Annotated in this window: 18 protein-coding genes; 7 read left to right on the forward strand and 11 right to left on the reverse strand. The window is 40.8% G+C overall.

Annotated features, from left to right (window positions below):
• Positions 1–214 precede the first annotated feature (214 nt).
• From E3K36_00005 to E3K36_00015, 3 genes are all read left to right on the forward strand, one after another.
• Complete coding sequence (locus E3K36_00005) at positions 215–826, forward strand: hypothetical protein (protein MCF6153644.1); 612 nt, start codon at positions 215–217, stop codon at positions 824–826.
• Between the two features lie 451 nt (positions 827–1,277).
• Entirely contained in the window at positions 1,278–1,529 is a 252-nt protein-coding gene (locus E3K36_00010; GenBank protein MCF6153645.1) for a hypothetical protein, read from the forward strand.
• A 228-nt stretch (positions 1,530–1,757) separates the two neighbouring features.
• Positions 1,758–1,973, forward strand: coding sequence for a hypothetical protein (locus tag E3K36_00015; protein MCF6153646.1), 216 nt, complete (start codon positions 1,758–1,760; stop codon positions 1,971–1,973).
• 98 nt (positions 1,974–2,071) lie between these two features.
• Here E3K36_00015 and tilS read toward each other — a convergent pair whose 3' ends face one another.
• On the reverse strand, positions 2,072–3,526 hold the full coding sequence (gene tilS, locus E3K36_00020; GenBank protein ID MCF6153647.1) for a tRNA lysidine(34) synthetase TilS: 1,455 nt from the start codon (positions 3,524–3,526) through the stop codon (positions 2,072–2,074).
• Positions 3,527–3,891: 365 nt separating this feature from the next.
• On the opposite strand from tilS, the gene E3K36_00025 reads away from it, so the two are divergent.
• Genes E3K36_00025 through E3K36_00035 form a run of 3 tightly spaced genes read left to right on the forward strand, consistent with a single transcriptional unit; the run spans position 3,892 to position 5,725 of the window.
• Complete coding sequence (locus tag E3K36_00025; protein MCF6153648.1) at positions 3,892–4,272, forward strand: DUF192 domain-containing protein; 381 nt, start codon at positions 3,892–3,894, stop codon at positions 4,270–4,272.
• Positions 4,273–4,308: 36 nt separating this feature from the next.
• The gene (locus E3K36_00030) at positions 4,309–5,049 is read left to right on the forward strand and encodes a tetratricopeptide repeat protein (protein MCF6153649.1); all 741 of its coding nucleotides are present in this window, start codon (positions 4,309–4,311) and stop codon (positions 5,047–5,049) included.
• A 28-nt stretch (positions 5,050–5,077) separates the two neighbouring features.
• Positions 5,078–5,725, forward strand: a complete 648-nt coding sequence (locus E3K36_00035) for a formylglycine-generating enzyme family protein (protein MCF6153650.1) — start codon at positions 5,078–5,080, stop codon at positions 5,723–5,725.
• A 5-nt stretch (positions 5,726–5,730) separates the two neighbouring features.
• On the opposite strand, the gene E3K36_00040 is transcribed toward E3K36_00035, so the two are convergent.
• The 3 genes from E3K36_00040 to E3K36_00050 are packed head-to-tail and all read right to left on the reverse strand — an operon-like array spanning position 5,731 to position 8,577.
• Positions 5,731–6,165: a hypothetical protein gene (locus E3K36_00040; protein MCF6153651.1), complete on the reverse strand. Its 435-nt coding sequence runs from the start codon at positions 6,163–6,165 to the stop codon at positions 5,731–5,733.
• Between the two features lie 29 nt (positions 6,166–6,194).
• Positions 6,195–7,721, reverse strand: coding sequence for a methionine--tRNA ligase (metG, locus tag E3K36_00045; protein ID MCF6153652.1), 1,527 nt, complete (start codon positions 7,719–7,721; stop codon positions 6,195–6,197).
• Complete coding sequence (locus E3K36_00050) at positions 7,708–8,577, reverse strand: hypothetical protein (GenBank protein ID MCF6153653.1); 870 nt, start codon at positions 8,575–8,577, stop codon at positions 7,708–7,710. Before E3K36_00050 ends, metG begins: the two co-directional genes overlap by 14 nt.
• Positions 8,578–9,023: 446 nt before the next feature.
• Here E3K36_00050 and E3K36_00055 point away from each other — a divergent pair, with 446 nt between their 5' ends.
• A complete protein-coding gene (locus E3K36_00055; GenBank protein ID MCF6153654.1) occupies positions 9,024–9,551 on the forward strand; it encodes a hypothetical protein in 528 nt (175 codons plus the stop codon).
• Positions 9,552–9,685: 134 nt separating this feature from the next.
• Here the strand turns inward: E3K36_00055 and E3K36_00060 are convergent, their stop codons facing one another.
• From E3K36_00060 to E3K36_00090, 7 genes are all read right to left on the reverse strand, one after another.
• Positions 9,686–9,976 (reverse strand): hypothetical protein, encoded by a 291-nt coding sequence (locus tag E3K36_00060; GenBank protein MCF6153655.1) that lies wholly within the window; start codon positions 9,974–9,976, stop codon positions 9,686–9,688.
• A 350-nt stretch (positions 9,977–10,326) separates the two neighbouring features.
• Complete coding sequence (locus E3K36_00065) at positions 10,327–11,706, reverse strand: hypothetical protein (GenBank protein ID MCF6153656.1); 1,380 nt, start codon at positions 11,704–11,706, stop codon at positions 10,327–10,329.
• 11 nt (positions 11,707–11,717) lie between these two features.
• On the reverse strand, positions 11,718–13,436 hold the full coding sequence (locus E3K36_00070; protein MCF6153657.1) for a carbamoyltransferase: 1,719 nt from the start codon (positions 13,434–13,436) through the stop codon (positions 11,718–11,720).
• 333 nt (positions 13,437–13,769) lie between these two features.
• Positions 13,770–14,321 (reverse strand): hypothetical protein, encoded by a 552-nt coding sequence (locus E3K36_00075; protein MCF6153658.1) that lies wholly within the window; start codon positions 14,319–14,321, stop codon positions 13,770–13,772.
• Between the two features lie 199 nt (positions 14,322–14,520).
• Positions 14,521–16,935: a VCBS repeat-containing protein gene (locus E3K36_00080; protein ID MCF6153659.1), complete on the reverse strand. Its 2,415-nt coding sequence runs from the start codon at positions 16,933–16,935 to the stop codon at positions 14,521–14,523.
• 175 nt (positions 16,936–17,110) lie between these two features.
• Positions 17,111–19,120 (reverse strand): hypothetical protein, encoded by a 2,010-nt coding sequence (locus E3K36_00085; protein ID MCF6153660.1) that lies wholly within the window; start codon positions 19,118–19,120, stop codon positions 17,111–17,113.
• Entirely contained in the window at positions 19,117–20,598 is a 1,482-nt protein-coding gene (locus E3K36_00090; protein ID MCF6153661.1) for a hypothetical protein, read from the reverse strand. The genes E3K36_00085 and E3K36_00090 overlap by 4 nt, the downstream gene beginning before the upstream one ends.
• Position 20,599 lies beyond the last annotated feature (1 nt).

A 20,599-nucleotide genomic window follows, 5' to 3' on the forward strand; every position in this document is an offset into this window, starting at 1 on the left:
TATACCTCCTTGGTTCTATTTTGGTTCTATTGAAGATATTTGATTCGTAGGAAATTATACCGTATTTGAGCCTCGTTTCATCAATAAATACTGTATATAGACAAATTTTTTCATTTGACCCAGTCTGGTTGATGAAACGTCAAAAACGTGGATTGGTACTATTGATGCTGGTATTCTCGGTGTACTCGGCCTCCTTTTGGGGTTTACTTTTTTCATGTCTCTGTCACGTTATGATCTCCGTAAGCAACTGGTTCTCGAAGAGGCCAATGCCATCGGTACAACATATCTGCGGGCGCAACTGCTACCGGAACCGCACAGGACGGAAATATCCGGACTGTTGCGCCAATACATCGATGCGCGGATAGAAGGTATACAGCCGGGGAAGTTCCATGATGCGATCGTCAAGTCAGAACGATTACACAATCAACTTTGGCTGCGTGCCGTTGACATCAGCAAAAAGGTATCCTCACCAATGATTGTCTCGTTGTTTCTGAATTCTTTGAATGAAATGATCGACCTTCACGCCAAACGCCTGGATGCCTTCGAGAACTGTGTTCCCCAAATCGTTTTGCTGCTTTTGTTCATATGTGGGGCCATGACGATACTGGTCACGGGTTACGGATGCGGCTTGGGTAACCAGCGTAATTTCGTCCCCGCTGCAATGATGTCAGTCGTTCTGGTGGTGATCATTCTGGTGATTATGGATTTCGACCGGCCCCGTGAGGGTTTCATCAAAGTCAGCCAGCATAGCATGATCAGATTACAGCAAAGTTTAAATCCCGGACTGTTGCCCTCGACTGCAGCAGGAGTAAATAAGAAACTTTAGCGGAAGGATACAATGAACTTCAAACCCATCGTATAGTGGCAATTCATGAATTGCCACTATACGCGGTAAAAATTGCCGAAGGCCTAGTTAAATAGTATAGGAATTTTTGTTTTATTAATACTGTTTTGCGGTTTGTAGGGCAACCCTTCAGGGTTGCTACATTTTATTTATGCGGGTTTTTGGGCGGTGTAAAGCTTAAAAATCTCCCTTAGAAAAGGGGGGTTGTATTACTCAAGAAGAAAAAGTACAACTCCCTGAATCCCCTAAGTAAGGAGGATTCAGGGGGAAGCTATCCCCTCACCGATAAGGGGTGTGTAAGGGCATGATTACACACCCCCGGACCCTCTTTTTAGCGGGGAGCGTTAAAAGCTGCTGCCAAAGACAGCTTAATTTATTGCCCCCTGGTCAATCAGTTGAGCAAGAATGAGTAGCTGAAAAAGGAGTACGAGCTATGTACGATGTCCGAAAGGAACAGTATGTAACCGTCATTCGTGAAATGATCAGGAACGAAAACGATATGACAAATCATCGCCTCCTGTGGTTGTTGGTTTTTCAGGGGTTTCTGTTTGGCGCATATCCCAGAGCGGAGTCAGCGGGAACGCTTGCGGTTTTGGCGATATCGCTTGTGGGAATCCTCGTAGCTCTGTCAGCATTCACGGTTCTCTACAGGAGTTCCAGATCAGAGGTTACCTCCATTTCCTAGGGAAGGAAGCTAAGCGTGGTAAAATGATATTAAAAAACTAATCTAAAAAGGCTCAAACATGAAAACGGTAAAAAGAAGGACATTCTCCATAAAATAGGTGGGTTTTTTCCGGTTGCAATCATTATCCTCTTCCTCAGCTTTATGTTCCATCAATTGCACAAACAACCTCTGTCAATCAGTCCCAGACAACCGCTTCAGGTGATCAGCAGACGGGTTATATCTTGAGTCTTGCAGGAATATAGCCTTGAACCGGAACAAGATGCAAAACGCCTGAGCGAAGAGACTGCACAAAAGTTTGAGGAGGCCAGACAGGCCAATCAGAATTCTGATAATTACATTATGCTCACGTTATTCCTTGCATCAGTTATGTTCTTTGGCGGCATCTCAACGCAGTTTGAAAGCCCCAGATGCAGAATTACGCTGGTTACACATGTGATGACATAGCCGCAAGAAAAGGCCCTATGACCCCTTAATGCAACGGATACGATAACTGGTATACGTTTGGCATTTCCCCGGTTATGTTTGGTGCAATCTGTTCAGACCTATCCGGTTTTTCTGTTTCGCATGAAGGTTAGTTTTAAAACCTTTTTCGTCCTGGGGGTAACTTTTACATCGTTATCTATACATACTCCAATAACCCAGATAGGCTGATTGTTCATTACGACGATTGGGGTAACATCACGTTCTTTTACCGGGATTTTTTTATCAATAAAGAGGTCTTTCAGTTTTTTATGACCATGGATACCTAAAGGTGAGATCGTATCCCCATCTTTGCGTCCCCTTGCGAAAATGGGCATGGTTATCCTTTGCAGGTCGAAGACTTCTTCGTATTTTGTCTTGGTTTTTTTGTATGCCTCCAGGGAAAAGTCTTGAATGTCCAGGATTTCAGATACAAGTTGTCCCAAAGGATAAACGGGCGTTGTTCCTGGTATTTGGACAGCGATCTCGGATAATGGCGTGCATGCTTTGTAAAGGGACTTTTTTGTAAAATGGAGCATGCCGTGTTCATGCCACAAATAAAGTTTTCCGGGCAATTGGAAATGCCGCCCTTTTCCTTTCCTTATTATTTCATCAAGGATCTTTGTATAGTGCTCATAGGTAATTTCTTTTAATGGTATGTGCATGCTCATTAGTATTTCTCTTAATACCAGGTATTGTAATATCTTTGGTTGCTTTGTCAAAAAATGTGTATCGATGGTATATACGTCTTCCCTTCCTTCTACCGTTGAGTCTTTTACTATTCTTTTTGTTTCTGAGGCTAAATATTCATTGTTTAAATTGAGGATTTGGCATACCTGCATGAGCAGGTTTTTGATGTTGGGGTTATATTGGTTTTCTAATAAGGGAATTAATTCGAGACGAATCTTATTTCGGAGGTAAAGTGGTTCGTAATTGGTGGCATCCGTTCTATAGTTGTCGTGTTCTTTGCCAAGATATTCCATAATTTCCTTTCTCCAGGAGAAGAGGAGGGGGCGGATTAGCTGTATCGTGGAACCGGCGGCTAATGGACGTTTTATAGGTATTCCTGCCAGCCCCGCCATTCCCGTACCCCTGATTATACGATGAAGAAGGGTTTCTATGTTGTCATCTGCGGTATGCCCGATAGCTATAGTAGAGGCGGTATATTCCTGCGCTGATTCCAGGAAAAAGTTGTATCTTTCCCTGCGGGCTGTTTCTTCAATTGAACATTTCGTTTGATCTGCAATTTTTTGAATATTTACACTTTTAAAAATAAAGGGCAGGGAAAGGTCTTTTGATAGATTCCGGACAAATTGTGCATCTTCTTCCGACGAGATTCCGCGAAGTTGATGGTTAAGATGTGCGATGGATAAGCGGAGATGGAGATTTTTGACCGAATTAATAGTACGAAGGATTTTGAGGAGAGCGACGGAATCAGGTCCTCCGGATACCGCAACGATGATTGAATCATGGGGTTTTATGAGATGGTATTTGTTTATGGTGTTGAAGACTTCGAAAGGGAGTTTGTCTAATCGCATAATCGGAACTATATCTGGTTCGTTTGAGTAAGTCAAGTTTAGAAATAGGTTGACTTTAGTTTTTGTGGTCGTAAAATATCCCTAGTTATAGTATCACTTTGTACAACATTTTTAGCAAGTTTACATTACGCTGGAAAGCGAACTTAAGCTTGCCTTACTTCATCTTCCCATCGCAAGAGGGTAAAAAGAGGGTTAATTGGGTTGCGGCATAGCTGTGCCAGGGTTTTACAGAGAATGATGATATGATTGTGAATAGGAAATTGAGGCGTTTTTTCCCCATAATACTTTTCGTTTGTGCGTGTGTGGTGTATAATAATTTTTTGGGCGTGTGTTATGGTGAACCAAAAAGAAAGGACATATTGCCCATCCATATTGCTGGAATTGAATTGGAAGTAGAAGTAGCAATTACTCCTAAAGAGCACATGTTGGGGTTAATGTATCGCGATACATTGGAAGATAACGGGGGTATGCTATTTATTTTTCCTGAAGAGAAAGTCTTGTCTTTTTGGATGAAGGACACCCGTATCCCTCTTTCTATAGCCTTTATTAAAGCCAATGGCCGAATCGTACAAATCGAATCAATGAAACCATACAGTTTGGATATCCATGTTTCGAGGAAAAAAGTCAAATATGCATTGGAGATGAAAGAGGGCTGGTTTAAGAAACATAAGGTAAAAGAGGGCGATATGGTAAAAATACCGCTGGCAGGTAAAACAAGGAAACAGCCGGACGAGATTGAAAAATAAATTTACTATACTTCTTTATGACAAGGGGCATATTACGTGAATACAAAGCGATTAAGAATGTTGGGTATAAGCGGCTTGTTTTTCCTATGCATTGCTTCATTTAGTTTGCAGGGGTGCAAGAAAGAATCGCCACCAGCAGGTGCAGAGAAGTCTGTAATATCAGATCGTGGAATACAGAAAGGGCACAAAGAGCTTGGTTTAACGCTTTATGAAAAAGGGAAAAGCTCGGAGGCTATTGACGAATTTAAAAAAGCTATTGCAGATAATACAGCAGATGTTGAGGTGTATTACAAGCTCGCGTCTGCTTATTATGAAGAGGAGATGGTACATGATGCAATAAGTATGTATAAAAAGGCTATTGAAATTGACCCAAATCATATCGGGGCGCGTTACAATCTGGGTCTTATCCTTATAGACGAGGGGTCGTGTGAGGAAGGGATTCATGAGTTAAAAAAGGTGTTAGAGATAGACCCGAAATATGAAGATATCACATATACCCTGGGGGATGCTTATTACGATTGTAAAAAAATAGACGATGCGATAGAGATATGGAAAACGCTGCTAAAGGAAAATCCCGAAGATAGTATTCTTCATTATAATCTTGGTGTTGCTTACCGCGACAAGGGGCAACTGAATCCCGCGATATCTGAATTGGAAAAAGCGCTTGAGATCAATCCCAGGGACCGGGCCGCAAAAAAGATATTAAAACAGTTAACTATAAAGAAGAAAGGTGTCAAAAGAGCAGGTACAGTTAAAAATACGAAAGATACAAAATAAATAATCCTTAACGGTGAAGATAGGAGATATGAGTAAAACAGGGGTGGTTCGCATTATTAACGAGAAAGACGGTTCTGAAATGGTTTTTGTGCCGCCTGGTGAATTTATTATGGGTGAGGAAAGGAAAGTTGTGTATGTCGATGCTTTTTATATTGACATATTTCCCATCACTAATTTTCAATATAAAAAGTATATTGACGAGACGGGAGCTCAGGAACCTTCGTTCTGGGATAATGAACGATTTAATAAGCCATCGCAACCTGTCGTGGGTGTCAGATGGAAAGATGCTGTTGCCTATGCAAAATGGGCTGGTAAACGGCTCCCCAGAGAAACGGAATGGGAAAAAGCGGCACGGGGAGTCGATGGAAGAGAATATCCATGGGGGAATACTCAACCAGATAATTCAAAGGCGGTTTACAATCTGGATCCAAACATCGGCGCCCCGGCACCAGTTGGCAATCGAAAGGAGGGAGTAAGCCCTTTTGGTTGCTTTGACATGGCCGGAAACATCTGGGAATGGTGCGAAGATTGGTATGAGGAGGGAAAGTTTCGCGTAGTTAGAGGAGGATCATGGGTAAACCATCATTATATTCTGAGAAGCGCTTATCGGAGTTGCAGTTATCCGGAGGGTAAGGACAATAATGTTGGTTTCCGTTGTGTAAAAGAAAGTCAGTGATTTTATTATTTCTTGATGCCCAGGGCATTGAGCGAAAGGTGGATGTCAAATTTTCCGTCGAACTTAAATCCCTCATCAAAGACCTTCTTGAAATCATAAGTATTTTTAAAATCATCGCGAGAGTCAGTTTCGGTTTTGCCCATAAGCCCACTTTCAACCAGATTAAAGACGATATTTCCGAAATCTTCATCGTGCTTTATACCCCATTGTTCAAACACGGTTAATGCCATAAAACCAAACTGCTTCAATGCATATCTTCTAATGCCCTCCATCAGCTGTTTCCCCGTTACATGACGGTCTACGTCGCTCGTTTTCTGCCGGTTTTTGCCGAGCATGTTTGTGGTGTAGTCGAGGGCCTCAAATACAAATTGATAGGCTTGTATTGAGTAGCGCGGGTCTTTTTTCATAATTTCTTTTACCTTGTTCCATGTTTTTGTCATACACAGCATCTCCAACTGTTGATAAGAGGTTAAGTCGTTTCGATTCTTGGGAATAATGGTTTACCCTTCCGTGAGACGGTACCTTCCTTAAATCCCTGATGGAACTCCAGACAAGGGGGATGGTTGTCTTCCAGAATGCCAAGTTGTCGTTGGATTTCAGCAGCAATTTTTGGCATAAAGGGATAAATAAGAACAGAAATGTCTTTGATAGCCCTGGCTAATGTGCCGATGACTGTAGCAAGCTGTGGCCGTGTGGCATCTGTTTTTGCAAACATCCAGGGTTTCTTGTCTTCTATGAATTTATTGGTACGGCCTATAAATTCCCAAATAATCTCAAGCGCCCTGCTAAACTGGAGTTTATCCATTTCCTGATCCATTCTATCAAGGGCATCTTGTGATGCGATTCTCAGTTCATCATCTGTGTCAGTGACCAACGGGATGATCCCATGAAAGTATTTTTCGATCATGGTTAATGTCCGTTGTAATAAATTGCCGAGGTCGTTGCCGAGATCCGAATTTATTCTGTGAATAAGGGCGGTATAAGAAAAATTTCCATCCAGACCAAAAGGGACTTCTCTAAGTAAAAAGTATCTATAAGCGTCTGTGCCATACGATTGAATGATACTAAGCGGGTCTATTGCATTTCCCAGGGATTTCGATATCTTTTGTCCTTCAATTGTCCACCAGCCGTGTGCAAAGATTTTAAAGGGTAAATCTATTTTCAAGGACATAAGTATTGCAGGCCAGATAACACCATGAAACCACAGGATTTCTTTCCCGATAATGTGAACGCCTGCAGGCCAGTATTTTTGGAATGTTTGCATATCATCATCGTAACCTAATGCGGTAATATAGTTCAGAAGCGCATCAATCCAGACATAAATAGTGTGGGTTTGATCCGAGGGGACTTGAATACCCCATTCTACAGCGGAGCGACTGATGCTGACGTCTTCTACCGGAGATTTAATTCTCTGCAGTAATTCATTTCTTCTCGATTCGGGTTGGATAAAACGGGGATGCTTTTCGTAATATTCGAGGAGAAGGTTCTGGTATTTTGATAATCTGAAGAAATAATTTTTTTCCTTTACTTTTTCGACGGCTCGATTACATTCAGGGCATCTCCTTTCCCTGAGTTGTGATTCAATCCAGAAACTTTCACAAGGGATACAATACCATCCTTCGTATTCTCCCAGATAGATATCCCCGTTCTCCGAGATTTGTTGAAAGATTTTTTTAACACGGCGGCAATGCCTCTCATCGGTTGTCCGTATGAAATCATCATTGGAGATGTCGAGTTTGTTCCACAAGATCTTGAATTTATCTACCACTGCATTAACAAATTCTTCCGGTGTTTTATTACAGGATTGTGCCGCCTTTTGGATCTTTTGCCCATGTTCGTCCGTTCCCGTCAGGAAGAACACATCGAAGTTTTTCGCTCTTTTATATCGAGCCAGCACGTCGGCAGCGATGGTGGTATAAGAATGACCGATGTGTGGTATATCATTGACATAGTAAATGGGTGTTGTAAGATAAAAAGTGCGTTTACTCAAGACCACAATCCTTTTCGCAGGGATGATCGCACATCGTTTCTTTTTGTCGCAGGGGTTCCCTTACTTTGTCTATAATGTCATGGACAGATGCGTGGATCCTGCTTCCGTTATTCAGCTCAATGGTAACCTGCTGTTGTAATACATCGTAATTAACGACTTCCCCAATTCCTTTTGCAGTTTTGACGATAGAACCTTTTCTTGGAAGAGCGTATTTTAAATCTTCATAGACCTTATCTTCGTAACGTAAACAACACATGAGACGGCCGCATCTTCCTGAAATCTTGGAGGGATCCAGGGTCGCCTTCTGATTTTTTGCCATTTTCATGGTGACGGGTTCAAGATTTTTGAGAAAGGACCTGCAGCACAACTCTCGCCCGCAGTGTTCATAATCGGCCAGAAGTCTCGCCTCATCCCGAACACCGATTTGTTTCATCTCTATGCGGGCCTGGTATTCTTTTGCCAGATCTTTTACCAGTTCCCGGAAATCTACACGGCCATTGGCGAGGTAATAAAAGATGATTTTTTTTGTCCCAAACAGGTGTTCAACGCTGGCCAGTTTCATAAGGAGTCTGTGTTCTTTTATCTTTTTCTGACAAAATTTGAACTCGTCAGGAATCGATTCGTTATGTATTTTCTTTTGTTTTTCTTTATCATCGGGGGTGGCTTTTCGCAAAATTTCTCCAAGACTTTCAATCGAGTCATCATCTGCTATTTCTTTTACCTTTGTAACGACCTCGCCAAACTCTACACCCCGATGAGAACGAATGATAACCGGATCATCTTTTTTCAGCGAGTTAAACATTGCGTAGAAGTCTGATGTATTCTTGAGAACGCCGTATCGAATTGTAAAAATGTGTTTCATGAAGGTATTGTGTAAAGAGATGCACAAAGAAATGCATATTGTTTTTATGAATTAATAATTCATATAATAACAAATTGCGTTATATCTTGTCAAGTTTCACAGCTTTCTGACCATCATGTGATTATGTGTAATAGTTTCAATGGATTACACTTGCACTGCCAATTGAGAATATGATATTATCATCCGGCAAAAGGCGGCCTTCTCGTATTGGAAGAAGAAAGATTAAAATCCCTTGGATACGCGAACTGAAGTCCCTGGCAATTTAGCCAACTGCAGGTACAGTATTTAGTATTTTCTAAAAAAATTTGATATTTTTAGCAATAATTATGAATAAAATTAACCCTGTCAGGGTTTAAAACCCTGACAGGGTTGACTCACAAGTTTCATGCTTCGGATTTTGTCTTTTCCGATTTGTTCAGGTTAGGATTTGGGATATGAGGATAGCGATGAGAAAGTTTTTTGTTGGTGTGGCAGTACCAATAATTCTTTTTTTACTGGGAAATACGGTATGTGCGCAGGATTTATCTGATAAATTAAATATGTTGGAGATTGTTATTTCAAATCTTATAGCACGGGTTGAGGCCCTGGAAAAACGGGTGAATGTATTAGAAAAAAATCTCTCGTCGGGTATCTCAAAAGTGCCCAAAAAAGAAGTTCCTGGTAAGGAGCCTTTAAAAACTTTTATGACAGATGGGTTTGAAGATATCGGGAGCGGATTTTTTGTAAGAAATGTGCGGTTCAATCCGTTTGGTGATAACGTACTTTTTACCGGTGAGATAGCGAACAGATCGGAAAAGAATTATCGTTTCGCAAAATTTAAATTAGAAATATATGATGACCGTGATTTGCTCGTGAAAAAAGAAGAATTTACTATACCGGATATTCCTAAAGATAGTATAAAATCCTTTGAAGCCATGCTTGCGGGGGTAGAAGCCGGTCTTATTCACAGATATGTGATTCGTTTGGTTGATTAATTTCCTGGCGAGGCGACCATGAGCACAGATTTTACAGATTACCCAGATAAAAATAACAATAATCTGTTAATCTGCGGCATTATACAATACAAAATATGTGCAATCTGCGGGTTCTGTTTTTAGTTGTTGGTTAATCACGGCAGGAGAAATATTTTCATCAACCGATAAAGTACATAAGAAAAAAAGCCGAATATGAAGAAAAGGAGAATAATTTCTAAAAAGGCGATCTTATCCCGTCTCTTCATCTTTTCCTGAACTTTTCTTATATCCTGTGGACTAAGCCAAATTCCTTCCCAGGGGTATAATCCCTTCCTCTTCTGCTCTTCAAATTCCTTTAAAAGACCCTCCTTTACCTTTTCCCTTGTTTTCTCTTTTAACTCCCTGATCTTCAGGGTAAGGGGGTCATCTTTTTTCGTTTTGGCCATAGATAGTAAGTGCAGTGTATAATAATGAACCGAGTATGCACAAAAAGTATTTCTCCGGGTATTAGATTCAAGGAGGAGTTTTTTGGATGAGATTGTATCCCCATACTTCCATTAAAACTGCAGGTGCAATAGGAAAACAAAAAGTAGAAAATTAAAAGCCAAAATGGAGACTCCCAAAAATATACCGAGAAGGATACCACCCATATATTGTAAAGGGTGAGACAATTCCTTTAAGAAAAGAAAGGGCATTGGTGGGATATGTCCTTCTTCTTCAGCCTGGGATTGTATCTGGTTGAAAAATCTTTTGTGTTCCCTTTTTTCAAGTATGGTCAATATCTCTTCATCTACCATTATGTCTCGCTCTTTATGGATTCTAAGGTCTTCCACAATCTGTAAATCCTTTTCTCCCGGGTCTCTTCCAGGTAATTCACAAAGAAGCAATACAATACTCCGCCAGCAAGACCGGCCAGGCAGGCTACTAGCATATTCAACCACAGAATAGGAAAGGATGGTCTTCTCGGGGAAGTTGCTTCTTCCACCAGGACTGCCACCTGAGGCGCCCTTCTCATCTGGGCCTTAACTTCTTCCAGATTTACTTTCAACGTATCAATGAGCCTTTTATATCTGTCCACTTCCGAAGTGAAGGTGTCGAGCTGGTTCTTGAGTTTGGGGATTTCGCGTATTCTTTCCTCCATTCCGGAGAGAACCCGCCTAATACCCTTGATGTTTGCTTCTATCCCCTCTTTTTCTATAGAGAGATTAATGAGCTGTCTTCTCAAATTTTCGTAAAAGGTATCGGGGGCCTTTACCTGGCTCTTTATGATAATCTCAATTTCTTTATCGATATTTTTTTTAATTTCGTCGTAATTCCCTTTCAAAGTCATATACTCAGGGTGAGCTTCTTTTATTTCCACCCTGAGAGTAGCCATTTTGGCCTCAATATCTACCAGTTGTGCCCTTAACTTTTCCAGGAGCGGACTTGTAATTACGAGTTCGGAGGTCTTGAATGCACGAACCTCGTCTTTCAGCTTCCTTTTCGCTGCCAGGATTTTATTCTTATTTTCATTGTATTCAACATGGGCATTCTCTAACTGAGATTCAAAAGTAGTCTTCATGGAGATGAGCTGCTTTATTTCTTCATCAAGGTTAGCGGTCCGGTTTTTTTGCTGAAAGGTCTTTAATATCCCCTTTGCCCTTGAAAGCCTCTTTTTATTCTTTGTTATCTCTTCTTCTATTGTCGCCTGCCTTTCTGATTGCGACGTCTGAGAGTATTCTCCCATAAGTTGCTTGAAATATTTTACGTAGGCATTGGCAATATCAGCCGACAGGCTGGGGTTCTTATCCCTGGCGTAGACTTCGAGCAGGTACTCGTCACTTAAGACAAAGTCCATATCCCTTCTCATTAAATTTTCGACCGTTTTGTGAGGAAACTCTTTCTGGACAAGAGCAGCGATAGTTTTACTTTTCAGGATACCAATGTACGGCCCGTGCGGCTCTTCGTTACTTGCAGGCATGAGGGGAGACCTGGCCATAATCTCTCCCGGGGATGCGAAAAAGGTTGTAACATCTGGTTCTTTCGGGACAAAGAACACGGCCTTTGCTTCATAGACAGGTGAAAGTATCTTTGAAAGCACCCCGGCAGTTATCATGGTTGAAAGGGTTATAACGAATATTATCACCTTTCTGTTATATAATATAAACCAGTACTCTAATAAGGTCTTTTCTGCCATGAGTTCTTGATCTATGAGGGTGCCTTGTAGGGTTGTTCTATGAGAAGATTATTTAAGACCAGATAGTCCACCTTTGTTTTCAGGAAACACACGATTGCATCCTTTGGGGAACATACGATGGGTTCCTGTACATTAAAGGAGGTATTCAATAATACCGGTACTTTGGTGCGATTTTCAAATTCCTTAATGAGATTCCAATACAGCGGGTTTACCTCTTTCCTTACGGTTTGAGGTCTCGCTGTTCCATCCACATGGGTTACTGCGGGGATATCCTTCTGTTTGCTTGGGTTTACTTTGAAGGCAAAGAGCATAAAGGGAGATGAGATAGGGTTTCCGAAATAATCATAGCTCTTTTCTTCCAAAACAGATGGGGCAAATGGTCTGAATGGTTCCCGGTGTTTTACCTTGAGGTTTATAATATCCCTCATCTCCAACCTGCGGGGATCAGCCAGGAGACTCCGATTTCCTAATGCCCTAGGCCCCCATTCCATACGACCCTGAAACCAGCAAACAAGCTTGCCCTCTGACAAGAAAGTGGCAATTCTACTGCATAACTCTTCTTTTGTCAATTCTTTATAGGAAAGACCGAACTCATTGAGTGTCTCAATACACCGTTGATTAGAATAGGATGGACCCAAATAGGCATCTTTCATCTGATATTTCCTGGGTTCACGGGTATACCTGTGATAAACATGAAGTGCGGCGCCAATGGATGTTCCTGCATCCCCCGCAGCCGGCTGGACAAAAATCTGACGAAAGGGCGTATTGTCAAGCAGTTTCCCATTTGCCACACAGTTCAATGCAACCCCTCCGGCCAGGCAAAGCTTATCGGCATTTGTTTTGCCATACAGATGATTCGCCATATGGAAAAGAACCTCTTCAAGGACTACCTGGGCACTTCTGGCAATATCCATATGATGATTTGTAACCTCTTCATCTGGCAAACGGTTCTTTCCTAACACGTGTACAATTTCCTCCAGAAATATACCTTGTCTGGCAAGGTGATAATCAAGGAAACGGCTTTTCAGTTGAAAAGTACCATCTTTCCGTATATCGAATATCTTGTTTCTGAAGAAATCAGCAAATGCAGGTTTACCGTATGGAGCCATTCCCATTACCTTATACTCGTCTGACTGTACCTTAAAACCGAGAAACCCGGTGATACTTGCATAAAACTGGCCAAGGGAATGAGGAAGTTTTATTGAAGCCAGTCGTTTTATTTCTGTACCTTCACAAACCCAAAAGACCGTCGTATCCTTCTCCCCTGCACCATCCACGGTAAGCGCAGCAGCTTTTTCAAATGGGGAAACATAGAAAGCGCTGACTGCATGACAGAGATGGTGGTCAATATAATGGAGCCTGAAGTTTCCCTTGCCAAAGTGTCTTTCGATGAGCCATTTCATGGAAAAGAGTTGATACCATTCGTTTCCCATTTGACCCATACCACGACTCGTTTTTGCCTGGAAGGCTTTTTTTGAAAAAGAAACTGATTTCAGTGCATTCAAGAGCCTCGTGCCCAATACCCATGGCCTCCATGACAAAGCCACGGCGTCAATGTCCTTCGTGGTTATACCCGCTTCGTCAAGGCAGTATTGAATGGCATTTACAGGAAAGCCGATATGGTGTTTACGTCTACTGAATCTCTCTTCCTCTGCGGCAGCTAACACGTTACCATCCACGACAATAGCTGCTGACGCGTCATGCATATTATTTATACCAAGAACGATCACAGATACTTTTCTTCCTCCTTAATCTTTTTCCGTAACAGGTTATCCGCCTTGCCCCCGCCTCCCCAGTCCCCCTCACTGAGGGTGATAGAGAGGAAGGAAATATGGCAGTAATAAGCATTCACCACCTAGTGGTGGGAGGTTAGGCGCTTATAAAAATATTTTGACCTTTTTTGCAAAAATATGAATAAAACTAACCCTGTCAGGGTTGATTCACCAATTTCGTGCTTGGGATTTTATCCTTTCTGACTCTTTCGGGTCAGGGTAAACGAATTTGTTTTCCTCACAGCGGCCATCGTCGTGGATGGCCGCTGTGGGTGCAAGTGTTTCGGATTATTATAAATCTTCTTCTTCCGCAGTTTCTTCCACTTTATTTTCTGTCTTCTTTTTGACTTCGTCTGCAGTTATAAATCCATCTTTATTTGAATCTATCTTTTGGAAAAGTTTAGCGGCCCTTTCATCTGCTTTTGTCTGAACAAAGGTAACTGCCTCATCCTTTGAAATCTTTCCGTCTTTGTCTGCGTCAACGTTGTCAAAACGAACCTTCAACTTGTTTTTCCCCTTGAGTTCTTCCTTTGATAGGCACTTATCTCCATCGGTATCTAATCTTCTGGCTTTTTCAGTGATCCTTTCTTTCGCCTTTTTTGTAATAAAGGAAACTAACTCTTCCCTGGAGACTTTTCGGTCCTGGTCTGCATCAATGGCGGCAAGTTTTGGCGGTAATGCCGGGATTTCAGCCTGAGGTGGTGCCGGGGCCTCAGCTTGCACAGATGTTTCCGGAGCACTTGCAGTTTCTGCCGGTGGAGTTAGTGTCTGCTCCTCTGCATAAGACAGGGTTACAAAAAAGGGTAAAAGTAATGCCGCCGTTAATAATCCTTTTATTTTCATAATTTTCCTCCTTTTCTTAGTTTCCGATTTCAAAATATACTGACAAAATTAACACATACGGCTTCACATTTTTGATCGATATCCCCTCCTTCCAATTTCTTTTCATCTTTGTTTCTTGGTTCGCTGTTTGTTATAAATCCATCTTTTATTAGCATCAGCGCTTGTTCAGACGGGAATGCCTGAAAAAATACTGTGTGAATTAGTTGTTTTCCAATTCGAGATTATTGAGCATTATGCTGACATTGTTTGTGTACCAATTGGCAACTGCAACATCAGTTTTACCATCGTTATTAATATCGTCAGATACCAGGGCGGCAGGTCTGTTACCTGCAATAAAGTTAGCACTAAATGAAAAACTAAAATCATCATTTCCTGACAAAATGGATATTATATTATCAAATTCACAAACTACTGCAATATCATATAGTTCATCATGGTTGAAATCATCAAGGGCGATTGTTGAAGGCAATTTCCCTACGTTATAAGTGTTCAAATTATGGAAAGAACCGTTGCCGGAGCCAAACAAAGAAAATATTTTGTCAGCATAAAAAAGACTTCCCACGATATCAGCTTTCCCATCAAAGTTTATGTCTTTCATTAATACCGAGTGCTGACCGCCAGCAACATCAATATTTTCTTTTTTTATAAAAGAACCATTCCCATCCCCAAGAAAAACCGTTATATAACTTACATCAAAATGCGAGATAACCAAATCCTTGTTGCCGTCCATATCGATGTCGTCAATTGCAGCATCGGAAGGTGTATCACCAGAAAAAAGAATTCTCCTCTCCACGAAAGAACCATTTTTATCTCCAAGCAAAATTGTAGTAAAATTTCTCCCGAAGATGGGAACGACTAAATCATTTATTCCGTCATTATTCAAATCATTGATACGAACAAGATGCGGACTTGGTCCAACTACATATTGATCATATATTGAGAATGTCCCGTCTCCGTTACCACGTAACAGGGTGATGGTGTTCGAGCTGATATTGGCAGTGACAAGATCAGGAACTCCGTCGTTATCTAAATTCCCTGGCGTTACGGCATGGACGGTGGCCTGGATCTCATATATCCCAGGTAATTTAAAACTGCCATCACCGTTTCCCAATAAACTGCTTATATTTGTCGCATCAATATTTGCTGTAACCAGATCACTATTTCCATCAAGGTTGAAATCGCCTGATGCAATCCAATGCGCGCCTTTCCCAGCCGGGTAATTATTTAAAGGCCCAAATGTTCCGTCTCCATTACCTGATAATACGGTTATATTATTGCTTTCAAAGTTTGCGGCAACCAAATCGATTGTCTGATTATTATCAAGATCTCCTGGAGTTACTGAAATTGGGCTTACTCCAACGACAATATCTTCTGTGGTTTGACGAAATCCACCCTCACCATTTCCGAGAAGAATGGAAAGGTCTTCGCCTCGTCTTTTAACTCCGAAACCACCAAAATTTGTAACAGCCAGATCTTTTTGGCCATCACCGTTAAAATCCCTTACAGTCAAAGCGCTTGGATTGGATACCACCGTATCTATTGTAATAATCTCATAGCTTATAAGAGATGTTTCTTCCAGTTTTCCTAATAAGATGGAAATGCTATTACTGCCCATATTAACAATTGCCAGATCCGGAATGCTATCCCCATTAAGATTTTCTGCGATTACCATAGATGGAGCGGTACCCACCGGAAGATCAAATTTTTTCATAAAGGTGTCGTCTCCGTTTCCCAAAAGTATGGATACGGTATTATCATAAAAATTAGCTACTACAATGTCTTCTTTTGTGTCGAGATTAAAGTCTTCAACAGCAATCGAAATAGGACCATCTCCGGTCTTTACGCTGACTGAATTGCTAAAAGCTCCTGTTCCATTTCCAATGAGAATAGAAATAGTATTGCTGCCAAAATTTGGTACTGCTAAATCGCCAACATCATCCTTATTAAAATCACCGGTTGCCAAACGGAATGGTTTCAATCCCACCTGAAAATGTGTTGCTATCCCAAAGGACCCGTCACCATTTCCCAAAAAAACAGAAACGGTATTACTACCAAAATTTGAGATGGCTAAATCCGCATTTTTATCCCTGTTGAAATCGCCCGTTACAAGAGAAACAGGGTGAATCCCGGCAAGGAAACTCTTTGAGTTGGTAAATGTATTATTACTATTTCCCAGCAAAATACTAATTTCACCAGAGGAATCCTGAGGATTCATAGTACCAAAATGTGATACTGCTAAGTCTTTTCTCCCATCGCCATTGAAATCTTCTATAACAACAGCGGTTGGTTGGAGGCCTGTGGTGTAAGCAGGTATAGCAGTAAAACCTTTATCAATATCCGCCCCGTTGACACTTGATAACTGATCAATATGAATGACTCTGTCAAACTTGTTTTCACGTTTGCCAGGAAAGGGGTTTTCCACTATTTGATCTTGATCAAATTTAGGATTTAAAAATGGAAAAAGGTATTCATCCTGAGTTCTTTCTGTCTCTGCCAGATGAAGTGAAGTGTGGTTTTTGAGGTTGTATGAATAGCTAATTTTACCAGAAGATACAAATATACTGCTTTCGAAAAAGATGAAAAACATGATAAATTGCATTGTATACTTCAGCATTTTTTTGTATTCTCCGAAACATCTGTTACGGACAAAAATAAGGGCATTTTAAGGAAATAAAAGTGAGTGTAAAAATCTTTCGGTATCATTCAACTAATATAATACGGCGGTGTCAGAACAGGCAGTCTCCGCGCGATAACCAAAACTTGCCATTCACGGGCCTCAGTAAATATTATTAATCTGTTGTCTGCGGCAAGGTTATTTCAATCAGGAAAACCGCATATGGCTGCAAGGTTATTACTTCCTGATATGAGCCATTGATTATATTAATCTGCTTCGTTTGTTTTGAACCTTCCAGGGAGATATTTGGATCGTTGTTTATCTTATCAATCCACGTCGAAGCAGTAATTGTCTGACCTGACAGACTGGTATGATCACCGGAGAAATAGAGGTCATCGTAGGTGTTGTGATACACGTTATTGGAGTCTATGACGTCCTGTTCAAATACATTGCAATCCGGTGGATAACTTCCCAGACCCATGACCTGAGCACAGGTTGGTTCTAACGAGGCGCTAATACAGTCTTTAAAAAGAGACTCCCGGTCTATTTTAAAACAGTTGCCGAGTTGTTTTGTAATTATTGCTATCTGGCTTTCGGTATATCCCTTGTATTTTAAGTAATAAACGGCTTCCAGAAAGGCCTTTTTCTGAGACTCTCTCTCTGCTTGCATAACCAACTTATCTATTATTCCATTCTTACCGCAGGGAGAATCTGTTTGTACTTCTTCTGTTTTCTTGTTATATCTGCAGGAGTTTGCATGATCCTTATCTATGAGGTACGTTGTCATGGTTGCGTCCCCTGAGAAAGGGATGTTTTTAAGATTCAAAGTTATCTCCCTCGGGTTTTTTCTATATTTTAAGGCGCTTGGGTAGACTTCCGGAGGAAACACATTTTTGAGCATTGCTGCGGTAGGAATATAGTTAGAAATCAGAATTCGTATTGTGCGATTATCTTGTGTTTGAGAGGCAATTGCTGCAAGAAAATTATCATCATTAACATCTGCTTTCAGTCTATTGGTGATTTCATTTTCTGGTTCACCTTGTAAAATAGCAAGTGCCTTAAATGCGTTATAAACCGATTTGATGACACCTTCATTGCTCATTGTACCTGTACTGCCGGAAAATAATGGATTATGTTCAAAATCAACGAAATTAAAGAAGGCTTGTTTATCAATACCAGTATCAAGCATATTATAAATGGCATACACTGCGTATGCACTATTCCGTTCTGTGGTATGGTCTTCTAAATCATTGAGATTTGCGTCATAGTTCCACTCATCAATAATAAGGGGTGTGTTTTCATCATAGCCATACTGTTTCAGCCATTGTTTAATAGTACTTGCTATTTCTCTATATTCTGATTTTGTCCCCCAGAAATTATTCCATCCCACATACATATGCCAGGTTATAAAATCGATGGGCAGGTTATTTGTGGCTGCATATTTTATAAACTCCTCAATTACCCCTTTATCCCAGATAGAACCGCCAGGGCCTCCTATTTTTACATGAGGGTCTGCTGCAAGAGCCCCTTTAACGCTGTATTTATATAAGGTAAAGTACTCTTCCTGACTTCCGAACCAGAAATCAGTATTAGAAAAGAGATATCCCTGGTCTGGTTCATTCCATATTTCATACCACAAATCCAGGCCTAATTTATATTTATAATAACTCACGATACCCTTAACATGTTCTGCCCAGGCATCGTAATCTGTCGGTGGTGTTGCTCCCCAATTCGGTCCACAGACATATTCCCCACACCTGTTTTTTACACATCTTTTACTCAGCCATTTAGGCATACCATAAATAGTTAAGATAAGATCCACGCCCTCTTTCTCATATGATAACGTTGCGCTATCAAAATCATGGAGGTAATCCAGATATTTCTCAATATTATTGGACAGATCGGAAACATGATATCTCAGGTTCAATCCCGTTCGATAGATACTCCCTTCATTTTCAATATCGTCTTCGTATTTTTTTCGGAAATAAAATTTATAAAAATCATTCCCCCATTGAGAAAGTTCTACTCCCACAGCTGCGATACCTGGCATTTGACCGAGATTCTGGGAAACGTCCGCGGTTATTTCTGCGGTGCTTGACGCCTCTCCTGTTTTTGTACAGAGAAAAATCGTCGCTGGTATCAGAATAGCTGTTATTCCTATGGCTAAGGATAATATTTTTTTCATGTCAATACTATATCAGGTCTCTGGAATTTCTTTCTGACGATTATTACATAAGCATTGACAATGCCCATGTATAACCAGGTAAATCTTTCGTAGAAAAACGGGTGAAATTGTATGGTGACCATATAGGCAATAAAACCTGAGAATAATCCACGGTTTATCCAGGTATTTGTGAGCGATTTATCCGTCAGGTTGACCTTGATAAGATTGTAGAATGTATACGATAATAATACAATATAAAAAAATAAACCAAATATGCCTACAGCATCTGCAGCTTCAATAAAGGCATTGTGAACAGCCCAGTGTAAGTAATGTGAGGTATATCTATAGACATCGCCTACCCCTACGCCAATAAAAGGATGTCTGTGTATGAATCCGTGAATCCCTTCTCTGGCCAACTGTAACCTGATTCTGTATTCCCCCCAATGATAATCTGCGGAGATTGCCCTGAAAATATCATCCAGAAAACCCATAAGATAAATGGCGCTGCCTGCTATCAAAGCATAAAAAAAACCATGTATTATGAATTTTGGCCATCTCATAGCGATCGAAAAGATCAATCCGATGAAGAGGGAGAGAAATCCGTCTTTGGAAAAGGTCAGTAAGAGTGCGGTTGTCATGAGCAAAAAAGAAGAAATAAGCGTTAACCGTTTTTTCAGAGCGAAAGGCCCGTTATAAATGAAGTAATTAAAGACGATAAGAATTGAAGTATTGAGAAAAAAGGTAAAGGGCTTATATGTTCCAAAAAAGGCCGGGATTCTCAGAAAAGGTCCTTGAGAGGTCATTTCAAACATCAGTGAAAGATTTTTTTTGTCAACAGGGCCAATAAAAAGCAACCCCGTTGTTTTAAAGAGTATTCCTTGCCCAATCCCGATCAGAGAAGAAATACAGGTGAGAACTATAATGCATTTTAATGCAAAAACAAATAGCTCTCTGCTGTGAATGCAGTTTAAGAGCAGGAACAGAATGAGGATGAATTTTACCAACGTAGGGGCATATATGACAAAAGGAACAATTCTGGCATTCATGAATGAAACAAGCGCTGAGGCAACAAAGGCGATATTGAAAATATCCAGAAGTGATATACAAAGCCTTTTGTCTTTCACGGCGGATTGGAAAAACAGTGCGAATAAAGAGACCATCATTACGAACTCGGTCAGGTCTATTTTGACGAGGGTAGTCAAACTGGTAATATGCATACCACCAAAGAAAAGCGTGATAAATACCTTTTCCGTATGCCGCTTCGTCAGGAGAATGAACTTCTTTATAAAAGGCAAAAAAAGGGAAAAGAAAAAAAGCAGGGAGGAGATTTCGTACGGGTAAAGTTTAAAAATGCTGGTACCCTCTATTGAGATATCAAGCATTTTTGCAAGAAGATTTGCCAACAGAGGGTCCAAAACTAAAAATGCACCAGCGAATACCCCCCACAATACCGGGAAGAAGAGGATACTGCGGGAAAGGGGAAGTGCAGAAACTCTCATT

Origin of the sequence: Candidatus Brocadia sp. (genome assembly GCA_021646415.1) — a bacterium.
GTDB lineage: Bacteria > Planctomycetota > Brocadiia > Brocadiales > Brocadiaceae > Brocadia.